Below are 11840 nucleotides of genomic sequence, written 5' to 3' on the forward strand. Positions count from 1 at the left end.
GTTGATGTAGGCGCCGGCCTGGCTCAGGGCGCGGCGGGTATTGATCAGTACGTGGCCGTCGGACGGACGGGCCAGGTACGGCTCGATTCGAGGTTGTCGAAGATGACCAGCCAGCCCGGATGGGCGACCAGCCGGCTCAGCGCCCAGGCAGCGGCTTCTTCCTCGGTGGCCTGCTCGGCGGCCACCGAGTCGATGCCGCAGGTCAGCGCGCGGGCGAAAGCGGCCGGCCCGGCTCGGATCTGGTCCGGGCCGTCGGCGTCGACCCACCACCCCGGCCGGTACCGGCCGCGGTGGCGGTGGGCGTATTTGCAGGGCCGGTTCACTCTTGCCGACGCCGCTCAGCCCGAGTAGGGCCTGATTGACCGCACCCGTCCCGTCCTGCAGTGCCTGGCGGATGACGGTCAGGGCCGCATCGCGGCGACGAAGGATCGCGGCAGGACGGTCAGCCCGGTGCGGACTCGCACAGCGCCTGCCTCAGGCAGTGGCCGCCGCGGTGCATAGTGAGTGACCTGGTTGATGGTCTGGTCGCGAGCCACCCGGTAGAACCGGCCCTGCCCACGAGCGACGCCGTCCATCCGGACGTCCGGACGTTCGGGAGCAGGGCCGGGGAATCAGCCGCCCGGGGTGGTGGTCATCGTTCGTTGATGGTCTGGTCGCCGCCTGCCTGATACACCCGGCCCTCCCCCGAGGCCTGCGCCCGCATCTGCACATTGCGCGCGCCATCCCCGGTCGAGACGATGCCGGAGTTGTCCCCGCCGATGGCGATCGACCGCTCCCCCGAAGCCGACACGCCAGGCGGCGTCTCGGGCACCGCCTCCGCTGGATCAGTGGTGGCGGTCGGCTGAGTACGGTCGGCGCGCAGTTGCAGCAGCAGCGCCACCACCGCGACCACCAGTCCGGCCGCGCCGATGAACATGCTGATCACGCTGGCCCGCTGATCCAGCACGCCCAGCACGTCCGGCGGGAGGTGTAGCGGGTCGGCGAAGAAGCCGATCAACCCCACGGCCAGGAACGCTGTCATCGCGACGATCGCGGCGATGGCCGTCCACCGCCTGCCCCGTGACCGTGGGGCGCGTCCGGATCCTGCTGCCGTCTTCGACATGCTTCCAGAGTGCTCCCGAACCAGCATGAGCGGGACGCATAGTGACGAACGCGTTATCTGACACGGCCTGACGAAGCAAGGGGAGGAGGAAGGTGGTGCCGCGCCCGTGGCCAGTCCGTCACCCAGATCGCCCGCAAGGTCGGCGTCGGCCGCTCCACGCCGTACCGGGCGCTGGAAGACGACGACCAACCCGCCACATCGGCCGCCGAGCCGGCAAAGTAACGGTCTACGGCTGGTGCGACGGCGGGCCGTCGGGCAGGTCGCGGTCGGTGAACATGGCGATCAGGCGGCGCACCGGCATGCCGGCCTCGGTGGGGTAGCGGAAGTCCAGGTCGGTGTTGATGGTGTAGCGGTTGTGGCGGCCGACTCGTTCGCGGGTGAGGTATCCGGCGTCGTGCAGGTCGTTGACGATGCTCTGTACGGTGCGTTCGGTGATGCCGATCCAGGAGGCGATCTCGCGCAGTCGTACTTCGGGGTTGCGGGCGATCTCCAGCAGCACGCGGGCGTGGTGGGTCAGGAAGGTCCAGGCCGGGGTCTCGTGACCGGGCTGCATGGCGCTCACGCTTTCAGTCCGTGGTGGCGGACGGTGTCGGGTAGTGGCTGACTTCAGAGTTTATAGTGAAAGCCATTTCATGTAACCTTCTTCAGGGTTTACGGTTGAGAGCGTCACCAAAGTCCCCGTACCGATCGAGGAGGCGGATACGCGATGTCCGAGCAGGCGGTCGGCCACCATGCCGAGGACCTGGCCGCGCGGATGACTGACGTGACCCCGCTACGCCTGACCGGCCGAGCCCTGATCGGCGGCACCCTCATCGAGGTGGTTGGCGAGGTGGATGCCGCCACCGTCGCCCAGCTGACCGCCTACATCGAGCGTCAGCATCCGGACGCCGGCCTGCCCCTGGTGCTGGATCTGTCCGGGGTGACTTTCATGGACAGCTCCGGCCTGCATCTGCTCATCCGGCAGCACCACCGTCAAGATGAGCATGGCGCCGGCCTGCACCTGGCCGCCCCGCACGAACGGGTGAAGCGCATTCTGGAGATCACGGGCGTCGGTCAGTTGCTGCACACCCATTCCGGGCTCGATCAGGCACTGCTGGCCGCCGATCTGATCGATCCCATGCCGCGGTCCGCGGCATGACCTGACGCTCTGGCCATCGGATTGCCCCAGATCTGGACGGCCAACTCGCGCACGAGCCTGCATGCGTGCGGCTAGCCAGGCCGTCGGTGTCGGCTCCATTTACGCCCAGCGGGCATCGGACAGGTCCGGGGGTAAGGACGGCGTGAGGTCATAGCCCCCGTGTTGGCAGCTGTCGCCCCAGAAGGCCCGCATCTGTCGAGTCGGGCGATTCAAGGGCACCCCAAGATCATGCGTCCGCCATCTCGTCCTTGTGGCGGAACAGGCTCCGGTATTCCTGAGGGGAAGTGCCGAGGTGTCGATGGAATGCGGCCCGCAAGGAAGCGGGAGCGCCGAGACCGGTCAGGCGGCCGATCTGCTCGATGGGCACGGTGGTCGCCTCCAGCAGTTCGCGGGCTCGGTCAATGCGTGCGTCGGTCAGCCAGGCCATGGGTGGAGTGCCGGTCTCCTCGCGGAAGCGGCGGATCAGTGTCCGCCGCGACATATGGGCGCGTTCGGCGAGGTGGTCGACGGTCAGGGGCGTCGCAAGGTTGTCAAGCATCCACTCCCGCAGAGGTGCGAGTTCATCTCCGCTCGCTTCGGGGCGGAATTGTTCGATGAACTGCGCTTGGCCTCCCCGTCGCCGTGGCGGCGCGACGAGATCGCGTGCGTGTGTGTTCGCTGCTGCGGCGCCCAGGTCGGTACGGATCAGGTGCAGGCACAGGTCAATTCCCGCGGTCACGCCGGCGGACGTGAGGATCTCGCCGTCGTCGACGTAGAGCTGATTCGGCAGGACATCGACGTGTGGGTAGCGCTGACGCAATTGCTCGGCGTGCCGCCAGTGTGTGGTCGCGCGGCGCCCGTCGAGCAGCCCGGCCGCGGCCAGGGCGAAGGCGGCGGTGCAGATGGAGACGAGTCGGGCGCCTCGGTCATGAGCTGCTCGCAGTGCCGTCAGAAGCTCAGCTGACAGGGTCGCGTCAATGTGGTCGTAACCCGGAATGATCACAGTGTCGGCGTCGTCCAGGGCCTCGAGGCCGGCCGCGACGGTGATCGCGAAGCCGAACCCTGGCACCAGGCCGGTCTCGGTGTCGGCGCACACGGTCAGCTCGTAGTGGGGGTCCATGGCGAAGATCTGCGTCGCGGTACCGAACTCGAGCGGCAGCACACCGGGCAGTACGAGCACCGCAACGTGGTGTCTGTTTGTCATAGTGGCACGACTGTAGCGCTGGTTGGCATCCGTGCCACTTTTGGCAGGAGGGCCGGTTCCATAGTGTCGAGTCATGACCGGCATCCCCGCACTCTCGGAAGGCCTGCAGAACGAGGTACTCGCTCTTCCTGCCGGGCCGCTGGTTGAGGCAAGCCTCGCCGCGGCACGTGCTGCGACGCATCCGTCTGTGCTCAACCACTGCATTCGCGGTTTCTACTGGGCCCGTCTGTTCGCCGCCCACAAAGGCGTCCTGAACGACGCGGACTACGACGAGGAACTCCTCTTCGCCGCGCATGTGATGCACGACCTGGGAACAGGCCCCGACGCACCCGGCAGGCTCCGGTTCGAGATGGAAGGCGCCGATCTTGCCGCCACGGTGCTGACCGATCTCGGCGCTCCCGCCCGGGACGTCGACCGGGTCTGGGAGGCGATCGCTCTTCACACCACTCCGCAGATCCCCGAACGAATGGGACTGCTGACCTACCTCACCTACGAAGGCATCTGGATTGACTTCGGCAAACATTTCGACCTCGTGGCCAAGGAACAGAGGCAGATCCATGCCGCCTACCCACGGCTCGAGATGGTCCGCCATCTGACCGACGAAGTCCTCGCTCACGGAGCCCGCTCCGAGACCGCCGCGCCCCCTTACGCGATCGCCTACCACCTGGCGCGTGAGCGGGAAGCAGATGGAGTCACAGTCATGGAGCGTGGCGTAGCCAATGGCCCGTGGGGGGAGTAGGCGGAGACCCTCGGCACCGGCTTCATGGTGACCGTTTCCGTCGGCTGGACAGGGTCGCCTTTCGACCCGTCCCCTCCAATCAGGAAGCCAGCCCTCAATGACCGTACAAACCTCCGCCGATGCGAACGCGCGAGTAGCCACTACCCCGCAAGACCGATGACCATATCCTGCCGGCGGGCGGCGCGAGGATACCGCTGGGCCGCGTGCCGCCTCAGCCCAGATGGCCGGCGACGGCACACGGCCCCATTCTTTCACTCAGCAGTCCGTGCGCCGACGCATGATGAGCGGGCATCAGCTCAGCACCCCGGCCAGTCCTTCGTCGCCCAGCTGGTGGGCGTCCCGTCCAGGGGGGATGCATCGGCATCGCCCACCGAAAGGTCACAGAGGCGGTGCTCATATTCGAGTATCCCGGACTTTGCGTGAAAGCCCGGGACCGTACCGCGAGAATCGGAGTTGAGCATGTCGGATTTTGTCGAATTCACATTCCGTGGACAGCCGGGCTACAGCGAACCGGCAGTTCGGGAGATCGTCACCAGTTCGATTCCCGTCAGGACGATCGCCATCTACTGCTTTGACCCCCGGGCGGCGGGCGCCGCACAAGCAGTGGCCGATTACTTCGGCGACGAGGTCTACCCTGGTGACCTTGTCCTCGACGCGGCCGGCAGAAAGAGAGGTTCTACAGCGACGGTGTTCCCCCTCATCGTCGGCGGTGGACGTGCAGCGGACGCGCTTCGCTCGATCACGGTCTCCCAGCACCTCTTCGGAATCGAGCGGGTTGTCGTCGTACACCATTCCTTCTGTGGCGGTACCTCATTCACGGAGGAGGGGATCATCGATGCGTGGAAACGTGAACAGCACACCGATATCTCGTCGGCGTACGACTGGGACGGCATCTGCATCGCCGACTTCGAGAAGTCACTCAACTACGACGTAAGCCTGATCCGCAACAGCCCAGGCACGCCGAAGCACGTTGAGATTCATGGCCTCTTCTACGACATCGATTCCGGCGAGCTGACAGAGGTCGTCCGGGACGTTCCGTAATCCATCTGCACGTGCGGCGGGATGATCGGGGCGACGGTGATGGTGAGCCTGGGTTTGTGCTGGGTCGCGGTGGCGTCGGTGAAGGTGAACACGCCGTCGAGCTGCGCGCCGGTGGTCAGCGGGCCGGCGACCTGGCCGCCCGCGCCGCACGGCGCTTCACAGCTCGGGGTGAAGACCAGGCTTGAGCCGGCCGGGATGCCGAGCCGTCTTCAGGACCTCGACCGTCAGCCGTTCCGTGACGGTCTGGGAGTTGGCCCTGGCGGTGAGCGGGTGGGTGGCCACGAACACCACGGTTCCTTCCGGGACGCCGTCGACCAGAACGCGGCCGCGCCGCTGCTCGCAGGAAGAAAAGCGTGCACGAGGCGGCGGCCTGGCTGCCGAGTGCCCGGTATCCCGGCTTGCCTCCGGCACCCGGTGGGGCGCAGCTTGTGTCCACCAGGCGGTTCGTGAAGCAGAGCGGGATTCGCCAGGCCCGTGGCTGTGTGGCCGAACTGATCGGGCGGGCGGCGGGTCGCCTTCGACCCGGTGTGGCCTGGGCCGCAGGGCGGCCGGTCGAGGTGACCGCCCCTGTGCGCCGGCCGACCTGCGGGCCGCATAAAGCTGCGCGTCCAGGCCGCGGTGGATGACAGGTACGCCGCCGACCGGCTGGCCGGCGCGTCGGCGCGGGCAGGGGCGGGCGGGTGCTTGTACGGACTTGTACGGATGATTCGGCCAGGGCTTCACCGGCCACGGAATTCTCGTCAGCGTGGTTCCAGCAACGACCCATCGCGGAGCGCACGGCTTCGCGCCAGCAGAGAGGAACCCCGTTGTCCAGACTCATCAAGGCCGCTTTCGCCGCGGCGGCGCTGTCCGGCGCTCTCGCGCTGACGATCACCGCCGCCGACGCCGTGTCCAGTTCCCAGACCGGCACGCAGACCAGCGCTCAGTCTTACACCGGGGAGAGCAGCCCATGGACCGCCCAGACGGTCGGAGCCTGGGGGAACATCCCGACGGCGTCTGTCAACGTCACCGTGCCCTCGGGGACGACGCGGTTCGTCGACGCCCGCTTCACCGCCGAGTCCATTTGCGCCGGCGACGCCAGTGCATGGTGCTCCGTGCGTATCGTCGTGATCAACTCCGCGGGGACGACCACCGAGCTGCAACCGGTCACGAGCACGGACTACAGGTTCGACAGCCCCGGTGGCGTCGAGGAAGCGCACGCCCTCGAGCGTTTCTCTGCTCCCCTGGGCCCGGGCACCTACACCGTCCGGGTGCAAGCCCTGCGCATCACGGGCATCACTCAGTTCACCCTGGACGACTACGCGTTCGCGGTCGGCCTCGTCGAGCCGTAAGGCGTGATCATCGATAGGTCCCTGCGGACGTCTCCGCAGGGACCTATCGATCGTGAGATCAGGCGGCCGGGTCGCCGTGGCCTGCACGCCGTACCGGGTCAGGTCCACCATCCGCCGGTGCGGCGCCTCCGGTGGCAGCGGCATCGACCCCAGTCCGACACCGAGGACCCCCGCGGCTCGTTCCAACGTCCTGTCCAGGTTCTTGCCCGATGCCAAGTGAGCTCCGCCCGCATCACCACGCCGCCGCTCGGAGCCGTGGACGCAGCAACTGACCAAGCGCCAGTCCCCAGCGCCGATGTCGACCTCTACCGGCATCGTGGGGGTGCAGCAGCCGGTCCTTGTCAGCGGCGAGTCCGGCGCCGGCATGGGTCGGCGGCGCGCGCGACGGGGCCGATCTGGCCGGGAATGGGGAGTTTGCGTGATCGCAGCGTCAGTGCCGGCGTGAACAGCTGCGTGCTTTTGGCGTCAGGTTCACCGGTGGCGATGCGTCCGCCGGGCCCGGCCGGCGTGCCTGCCTCGTTCAACGGCAGGTGATCGACGCGCGCCACCACAGCCCAGCCGCGTGTGTCGCGGGGGTCGTGGCCTGGCTCTTGTCGGCTCCAGGTCACTCGTCCAGATTCGACATGGTGCTGTGCCCGAAGGGGATGACCATGGTCCAGCCCTCGACCAGGTCATTCATGATCTCACCGAACCTCTGCACCGGTCCGTTCTTGATGTGGCTCTCGAAGGCGGCCTCATCCGTGTAGACCTCGTAGACGTACACCACGTCAGGTTCCGTCTCGATCTCCCACAGGTCGAGTCGCAGCGTGCCCGGCTCGGATTCCCTGACCACCTGGGTGTTCCAACGCGAAAGCTCCAGAACTCCGATCGCTTTCCTGGTTTGATGACGAGCCTGACGAGTGCCCCGTACATCAGATGCTCCTGATCTTGGGCCGGCCGCTGCCGGGTGGTTCTAGCGGGGGTTGTCGGCGCGCCAGGCGACGTAGTCGGCGACCGCCTTGGCGAGGTCGAAGGCCGGCGCGAAGCCGGTGTCGTGGGTGAGCCGGGTGGTGTCGAGGTAGGGGTTGTCGCCGGGGCCGGCCTGCCGTCCGGGCAGGAGGTCGAGCCGCAGGCCGGGAGTGGTCGCCTGCACGGCGTCCGCAAGCTCGCGGTTGGTGAACGGTCGGCCGCTGGAGACGTTGTAGGTGTCGTGCCTCAGGGTTTCCGCGGTCGTCAGCAGGGCGATCGCGCGCCCGGCGTCGGGTGCGTAGCAACTGTCGCCGCCGTCGTCGGCGTAGAGTGGCCGCGGCTTCTCACCGCGGAGCACGGCGCTGATGTACGGCGGGATGTGGTTGAACGGTGATTCCGGGTCCATCAGCGGTCCCCAGATACTCCCGATCCGGAGCACGACCGGCTGGACGCCGCTGCCCTGGAGGCTGTGCGTGGTCAGTGGCTCGACGGCCTTCTTGAAGGCGACGATCAGGTGCGGCAGGTTCGCGGTGGGCAGCGCGAGCTCCTCGTGCCAGCGGGTCTCGCTCCGGCCGACGTACACGCCGAGGCTGCCGGCGACGGCGAACCGGCGCACGCCCCAGGTGCGGGCGGCGTCCAGCGCGTTGAGCAGGCCGATCGTGTCCGTGCGGAAGTAGCTGACCGGGTCCTCGCCGGGGATGCTGCCGGCGAGGTGGACGATGTCGCTGATGTCGTGGCGATCGGCGAGAGCCAGGAAGGCGTCCCGATCGGTGACGTCGAGAGGCTCCACGCTGACCCGGCCGGCGAGGAACGACGGGACCTCGGTCCGGTGGTGTGCGGTGACGACGACCTCGTGTCCGAGGTCGACGAGCGCGCGGGCGGTGTGCGCGCCGATCATGCCCAGCCCTCCGGTGACGAGGATCATCGGACCACCTCGTAGTGGAGGTGGGTGACCCCCTGTGCCGGTACGGCCTCCAGCAGGCGGAGGTGTACGTGCTCGGGCAGGGACTGGAAGAAGGGGCGGCCGCCGCCGAGCAGGACGGGCACCTGGTGGAGGATCACCTCGTCGACGAGTCCTGCCTTCAGGGCCTCGGTCGTGACGCCGCCGCCCATGAGGCCGACGTCCCGGCCGTCGGCGGCTTCGCGAGCGGCTGTGATCGCGTCTTTGATGCCGGTGGTGATGAGAGTTTGCCGTTCGGTCATCTCCGGTGCGGCCCGGTGGCTGAGGACGACCAGGCGGGCCTTCGGGTGCGGGCTGCCGCCTCCGAAATGGTCGGAGTCCTCATAGGTGTTGCGCCCCGCGACGACCGCGCCCACACGTGCGGCGAGGGAGTCGAAGACGCGGGCGCTCGGCTCGCTCAGTTTGAAGCCGTCGAAGACCTGGCTGGGTGTGTCGCCGTTGACGTACCAGTCGAACAGCATCGTTGCGTCACCCAGTCCGCGTCCGGCGCCGGGGTCGCGGCCGGTGATGTAGCCGTCGACCGACACCGCGTGGGCGGCGATGACCTTGCTCATGGCGGCAATTCCTTCCCTGGGTTCCTTGAAGAGACCCTATGAGCGTAGCACTTGAAGTTCCTTAAAGGAACTCCAATGGGTAGACTGACCCCATGCAACGCACCCACTTCGGCGACATGGCCTGCTCCATCGCCCGCACCCTCGACGTCATCGGAGAGCCCTGGTCGCCCCTGATCCTGCGCGACATCTGGGCCGGCCTGAACCGATTCGACCACCTCCAGGCCGACCTCGGAATCTCCCGCAAAGTCCTGACCGAACGCCTCAACCACCTCGTCGACCAAGGCATCCTCGAACGCCGCCCCTACGACAACCGGCCACGCCACGAATACCACCTGACCCTCAAAGGCACCGAACTGGTCGACCTGCTCATGGTCATGGCCAGCTGGGGCGACAAATGGCTCGCCGGCCAGGCCGGACCACCCGTCCTCTACCGCCACCACGCATGCGGCGAGATCAGCCGTACCGACCTGCGCTGCGCCCACTGCGGCCAGCCGATGCACGCCGGCGACGTCGACCTGCTACCAGGCCCAGGAGCGGCCACGTGATCGGGACCGGCTGCACAGCTCGCCGGGAGGCACATGCCCTGCCGTGCGACGAGGTAGGGCCGGCAACACCACGAACACCAGCGGCGACGACAGGGTGAGGACCGCGGGACCGAGCCACCGCCTCGGTTCCGGCCCGCGGCGCAGTCCGATCCATGATCATGATTGCGCTCCTTCCGGTTGCCGAAAAGTCTCGCGGCTCCGCCGCTCGACCGGCAGATGCCGATGTGGACTGTCATCGGTGACGAACGCCATCGCGAGTTTGGTGATATTTGCATCTGTTTCCGGAGGCCCGCCGCGGCAAGGCGGCCCGGGTATCCAGTCGGGAAAGCCGCGCACTAACGGTTGAGCTGCGGGGCGACGGCGAGCGGGTACGGGCGGAGACCGGCCCGGCGCCGGTGGCGCCTGATCTGCGAAAAAAACCGTTCTACGCCCTCGCGAAGGGGCAGGTCACCGTCGATGACGCGGTGGCCTCAGGACGACTTGTCGTGGAGGACGAGCCTGACACCGCTCGGCTGTTCTTCGAGCTGTTCCGCCTGCCCGACGGACATCGAGCCGGGCTGAGGCATTTACGCCTCCACGAAGTTCGCCGTCGAGGGATTCACCCAGACCATCCACGCCGAACTGGCGCCCCTCGGCGTCCACGTGACACTCGGGCCTCTTCCGCACCGGCGTGATCGACGACCACGCCGGCACCATGCGTGAAGCCGCTACGGGGCTCAACCACAGCTCGTCCAGTCCTTGAGCAGCCCCGGTCCCCCGTGCCCTGGAGTTCGGTGAGGGTGGCGGCGGGGATCTTCGGCGAGCCGCGCGTTGCCGGGCTGGAGGCTGCAAGAGCCTCAGGCCCCTGTCGGTCAGTAGCCGACGGTGAAGCGCTGCCCACGGTGCCTGGGCTGCTCGATCTCATCGACGAGGGCGACCGCGTAGTCCTCCACGGTGATGGTGCTGTTGCCGTCGTCGTCGGTGATGAGGTCGTCCAGGGCGGTGCGGTAGCCGCCGGTGCGGGTGCCGGGCTCGATCATGGCCGCGGGGCTGATGTTGGTCCAGTCGACGTCGGTGACGGTCCGGTAGTAGTCGAGGGCGTCGCCGTGGGCGTGCATGATCTGCAGCAGGAAGTCCGGCAGGCCCGGGGCGTCCCACACCTGCCTGCCGTCGGGAGTGCGCAGGGAGCCGGCGCCGCCGACGGTGATCAGGCGGGGTGCCTGCCCGCCGAGGGTCCGCAGTCCTTCGGTGAGGGCGACGGCGGCCGGCTTGATGGTGGCGATGTGGCCGGGGCCGTCACCGCCGCCGACAGCGCTGACGACGACGTCGCCGCCCTTCGCGGCGGCGGCGACCGACTGTGCGTCGAGGACGTCGCCGGTGGTGACGGTCAGGTTCGCGTGGTGTTCGGTGACCTTGGCGGGGTCGCGGACGACGGCGGTGACGGTGTGGCCGCGGCCGAGGGCCTCGCGGACGATGGCGGAGCCGATGGTGCCGTTGGCGCCGAAGACAGCGATGTTCGTCATGGCAGTGCTTTCCTTTGTGATCTGTTGTGGTGGTTCGGGGGGCGGTCAGGCGGAGGCGGGGGCCATGTGCCGGTCGAGGGCCTCGGTGAGCTGGAGGGCGTTCGAGATCGGTCCGCCGAGCCGGTGGATGCCGGTGGGGGTGTGCAGGAGCAGGGTCGGGTAGGCGTCGACGCCGAGCCGGCGCAGTTCCCGGAAGCCGTCCTCGGCTTCGGCGCGGGTGGCCGGGTCGAGGATGGCTTCGGCGACGGCGTCGGCGTCGAGGCCGTGCCCGGCGGCGATGGACCGGTACAGGTCGAGGTCGGAGAGGCTGTGGCCGTCGACGCACCAGGCGCGCTGGAGGGCACTCGCCAGTTCCAGGACGCGTCCGGGAGCCTGGCGGCTCAACGCGACCAGGCCGACGGCGGCGTCGGTGGAGTCCAGCACCAGGGTCCCCTTGGCCAGGGCGTGCTTGTAGCCCTCACCGAAGGTGACCCCGGTGGCGGCGGCGATGCGCCGGCTGGCGGCCGGGATGTGCGGGTACGCCGCCACGGGCAGGGCGCGCGGGCCGGAGAAGAGACCCCCGGACAACACCCGCAGATCGATACGGTCCGCGTTGCCGTCGGCGAACTGCCGCAGCGCCGGGCCCAAGCCGTAGCACCAGCCGCAGTAGGCGTCGAACGCGTACGTCAGACGGATACGGTCTGTCATTCGGGCCTCCTGACATTGGTAGAAGTCAGTCATCGATATCGGCCGGGAGCTGCGACATCGTTGCCGCCGCATATGCTCTCGACTGAGTTCAACCATAGGAGCCGGGCAA

General features: G+C 68.1%; 16 protein-coding genes. 6 read left to right on the forward strand and 10 right to left on the reverse strand.

Annotated features, from left to right (window positions below):
• Nucleotides 1-44: 44 nt before the first annotated feature.
• Both AB0L65_RS05920 and AB0L65_RS05925 read right to left on the reverse strand, forming a co-directional pair.
• Entirely contained in the window at nucleotides 45-323 is a 279-nt protein-coding gene (locus AB0L65_RS05920) for a hypothetical protein (protein ID WP_364240776.1), read from the reverse strand.
• Nucleotides 324-631: 308 nt separating this feature from the next.
• Nucleotides 632-1021 carry a hypothetical protein gene (locus tag AB0L65_RS05925; RefSeq protein WP_364240778.1) on the reverse strand — a complete coding sequence of 130 codons (390 nt, stop codon included), beginning with the start codon at nucleotides 1019-1021 and terminating at the stop codon, nucleotides 632-634.
• Nucleotides 1022-1159: 138 nt separating this feature from the next.
• Between AB0L65_RS05925 and AB0L65_RS05930 the strand changes: the two genes are divergently transcribed.
• Nucleotides 1160-1324 carry a helix-turn-helix domain-containing protein gene (locus AB0L65_RS05930; protein ID WP_364241817.1) on the forward strand — a complete coding sequence of 55 codons (165 nt, stop codon included), beginning with the start codon at nucleotides 1160-1162 and terminating at the stop codon, nucleotides 1322-1324.
• A gap of 4 nt (nucleotides 1325-1328) precedes the next feature.
• Here the strand turns inward: AB0L65_RS05930 and AB0L65_RS05935 are convergent, their stop codons facing one another.
• Complete coding sequence (locus tag AB0L65_RS05935; RefSeq protein WP_355212670.1) at nucleotides 1329-1655, reverse strand: helix-turn-helix domain-containing protein; 327 nt, start codon at nucleotides 1653-1655, stop codon at nucleotides 1329-1331.
• A gap of 153 nt (nucleotides 1656-1808) precedes the next feature.
• Here AB0L65_RS05935 and AB0L65_RS05940 point away from each other — a divergent pair, with 153 nt between their 5' ends.
• The gene (locus AB0L65_RS05940) at nucleotides 1809-2240 is read left to right on the forward strand and encodes an STAS domain-containing protein (protein WP_364240780.1); all 432 of its coding nucleotides are present in this window, start codon (nucleotides 1809-1811) and stop codon (nucleotides 2238-2240) included.
• A 226-nt stretch (nucleotides 2241-2466) separates the two neighbouring features.
• Here the strand turns inward: AB0L65_RS05940 and AB0L65_RS05945 are convergent, their stop codons facing one another.
• Nucleotides 2467-3399: a helix-turn-helix domain-containing protein gene (locus AB0L65_RS05945; RefSeq protein ID WP_364240783.1), complete on the reverse strand. Its 933-nt coding sequence runs from the start codon at nucleotides 3397-3399 to the stop codon at nucleotides 2467-2469.
• Between the two features lie 97 nt (nucleotides 3400-3496).
• On the opposite strand from AB0L65_RS05945, the gene AB0L65_RS05950 reads away from it, so the two are divergent.
• On the forward strand, nucleotides 3497-4162 hold the full coding sequence (locus AB0L65_RS05950) for an HD domain-containing protein (protein ID WP_364240786.1): 666 nt from the start codon (nucleotides 3497-3499) through the stop codon (nucleotides 4160-4162).
• 459 nt (nucleotides 4163-4621) lie between these two features.
• The gene (locus AB0L65_RS05955; RefSeq protein WP_364240789.1) at nucleotides 4622-5203 is read left to right on the forward strand and encodes a carbonic anhydrase; all 582 of its coding nucleotides are present in this window, start codon (nucleotides 4622-4624) and stop codon (nucleotides 5201-5203) included.
• A 156-nt stretch (nucleotides 5204-5359) separates the two neighbouring features.
• Here the strand turns inward: AB0L65_RS05955 and AB0L65_RS05960 are convergent, their stop codons facing one another.
• Complete coding sequence (locus AB0L65_RS05960; protein ID WP_364240792.1) at nucleotides 5360-5491, reverse strand: hypothetical protein; 132 nt, start codon at nucleotides 5489-5491, stop codon at nucleotides 5360-5362.
• A gap of 518 nt (nucleotides 5492-6009) precedes the next feature.
• Here AB0L65_RS05960 and AB0L65_RS05965 point away from each other — a divergent pair.
• On the forward strand, nucleotides 6010-6534 hold the full coding sequence (locus AB0L65_RS05965; RefSeq protein ID WP_364240794.1) for a hypothetical protein: 525 nt from the start codon (nucleotides 6010-6012) through the stop codon (nucleotides 6532-6534).
• A 604-nt stretch (nucleotides 6535-7138) separates the two neighbouring features.
• Here the strand turns inward: AB0L65_RS05965 and AB0L65_RS05970 are convergent.
• The 3 genes from AB0L65_RS05970 to AB0L65_RS05980 all read right to left on the reverse strand — a co-directional run bounded on the left by AB0L65_RS05970 (nucleotide 7139) and on the right by AB0L65_RS05980 (nucleotide 8997).
• Complete coding sequence (locus AB0L65_RS05970; protein ID WP_364240797.1) at nucleotides 7139-7366, reverse strand: antibiotic biosynthesis monooxygenase; 228 nt, start codon at nucleotides 7364-7366, stop codon at nucleotides 7139-7141.
• Nucleotides 7367-7486: 120 nt separating this feature from the next.
• A complete protein-coding gene (locus AB0L65_RS05975; protein WP_364240800.1) occupies nucleotides 7487-8407 on the reverse strand; it encodes an NAD(P)-dependent oxidoreductase in 921 nt (306 codons plus the stop codon).
• Nucleotides 8404-8997 (reverse strand): dihydrofolate reductase family protein, encoded by a 594-nt coding sequence (locus AB0L65_RS05980; RefSeq protein ID WP_364240803.1) that lies wholly within the window; start codon nucleotides 8995-8997, stop codon nucleotides 8404-8406. The genes AB0L65_RS05975 and AB0L65_RS05980 overlap by 4 nt, the downstream gene beginning before the upstream one ends.
• 92 nt (nucleotides 8998-9089) lie before the next feature.
• Between AB0L65_RS05980 and AB0L65_RS05985 the strand changes: the two genes are divergently transcribed.
• Nucleotides 9090-9542 carry a helix-turn-helix domain-containing protein gene (locus AB0L65_RS05985; protein ID WP_364240806.1) on the forward strand — a complete coding sequence of 151 codons (453 nt, stop codon included), beginning with the start codon at nucleotides 9090-9092 and terminating at the stop codon, nucleotides 9540-9542.
• Between the two features lie 851 nt (nucleotides 9543-10393).
• On the opposite strand, the gene AB0L65_RS05990 is transcribed toward AB0L65_RS05985, so the two are convergent.
• The gene (locus AB0L65_RS05990; protein ID WP_364240809.1) at nucleotides 10394-11044 is read right to left on the reverse strand and encodes an NAD(P)H-binding protein; all 651 of its coding nucleotides are present in this window, start codon (nucleotides 11042-11044) and stop codon (nucleotides 10394-10396) included.
• Between the two features lie 45 nt (nucleotides 11045-11089).
• Nucleotides 11090-11731: a DsbA family protein gene (locus AB0L65_RS05995; RefSeq protein WP_364240811.1), complete on the reverse strand. Its 642-nt coding sequence runs from the start codon at nucleotides 11729-11731 to the stop codon at nucleotides 11090-11092.
• Between the last annotated feature and the right edge of the window lie 109 nt (nucleotides 11732-11840).

It is taken from the genome of Nonomuraea sp. NPDC052116 (assembly GCF_040680035.1).
GTDB lineage: Bacteria > Actinomycetota > Actinomycetes > Streptosporangiales > Streptosporangiaceae > Nonomuraea > Nonomuraea angiospora_A.

Bases quoted from the DNA above. Each gene is read 5' to 3' on its own strand.
- AB0L65_RS05925 (WP_364240778.1), bottom strand. From the start codon at position 1,021: ATGACAGCGTTCCTGGCCGTGGGGTTGATCGGCTTCTTCGCCGACCCG.
- AB0L65_RS05935 (WP_355212670.1), bottom strand. From the start codon at position 1,655: ATGCAGCCCGGTCACGAGACCCCGGCCTGGACCTTCCTGACCCACCAC.
- AB0L65_RS05940 (WP_364240780.1), top strand. From the start codon at position 1,809: ATGTCCGAGCAGGCGGTCGGCCACCATGCCGAGGACCTGGCCGCGCGG.
- AB0L65_RS05950 (WP_364240786.1), top strand. From the start codon at position 3,497: ATGACCGGCATCCCCGCACTCTCGGAAGGCCTGCAGAACGAGGTACTC.
- AB0L65_RS05955 (WP_364240789.1), top strand. From the start codon at position 4,622: ATGTCGGATTTTGTCGAATTCACATTCCGTGGACAGCCGGGCTACAGC.
- AB0L65_RS05975 (WP_364240800.1), bottom strand. From the start codon at position 8,407: ATGATCCTCGTCACCGGAGGGCTGGGCATGATCGGCGCGCACACCGCC.
- AB0L65_RS05980 (WP_364240803.1), bottom strand. From the start codon at position 8,997: ATGAGCAAGGTCATCGCCGCCCACGCGGTGTCGGTCGACGGCTACATC.
- AB0L65_RS05985 (WP_364240806.1), top strand. From the start codon at position 9,090: ATGCAACGCACCCACTTCGGCGACATGGCCTGCTCCATCGCCCGCACC.
- AB0L65_RS05990 (WP_364240809.1), bottom strand. From the start codon at position 11,044: ATGACGAACATCGCTGTCTTCGGCGCCAACGGCACCATCGGCTCCGCC.
- AB0L65_RS05995 (WP_364240811.1), bottom strand. From the start codon at position 11,731: ATGACAGACCGTATCCGTCTGACGTACGCGTTCGACGCCTACTGCGGC.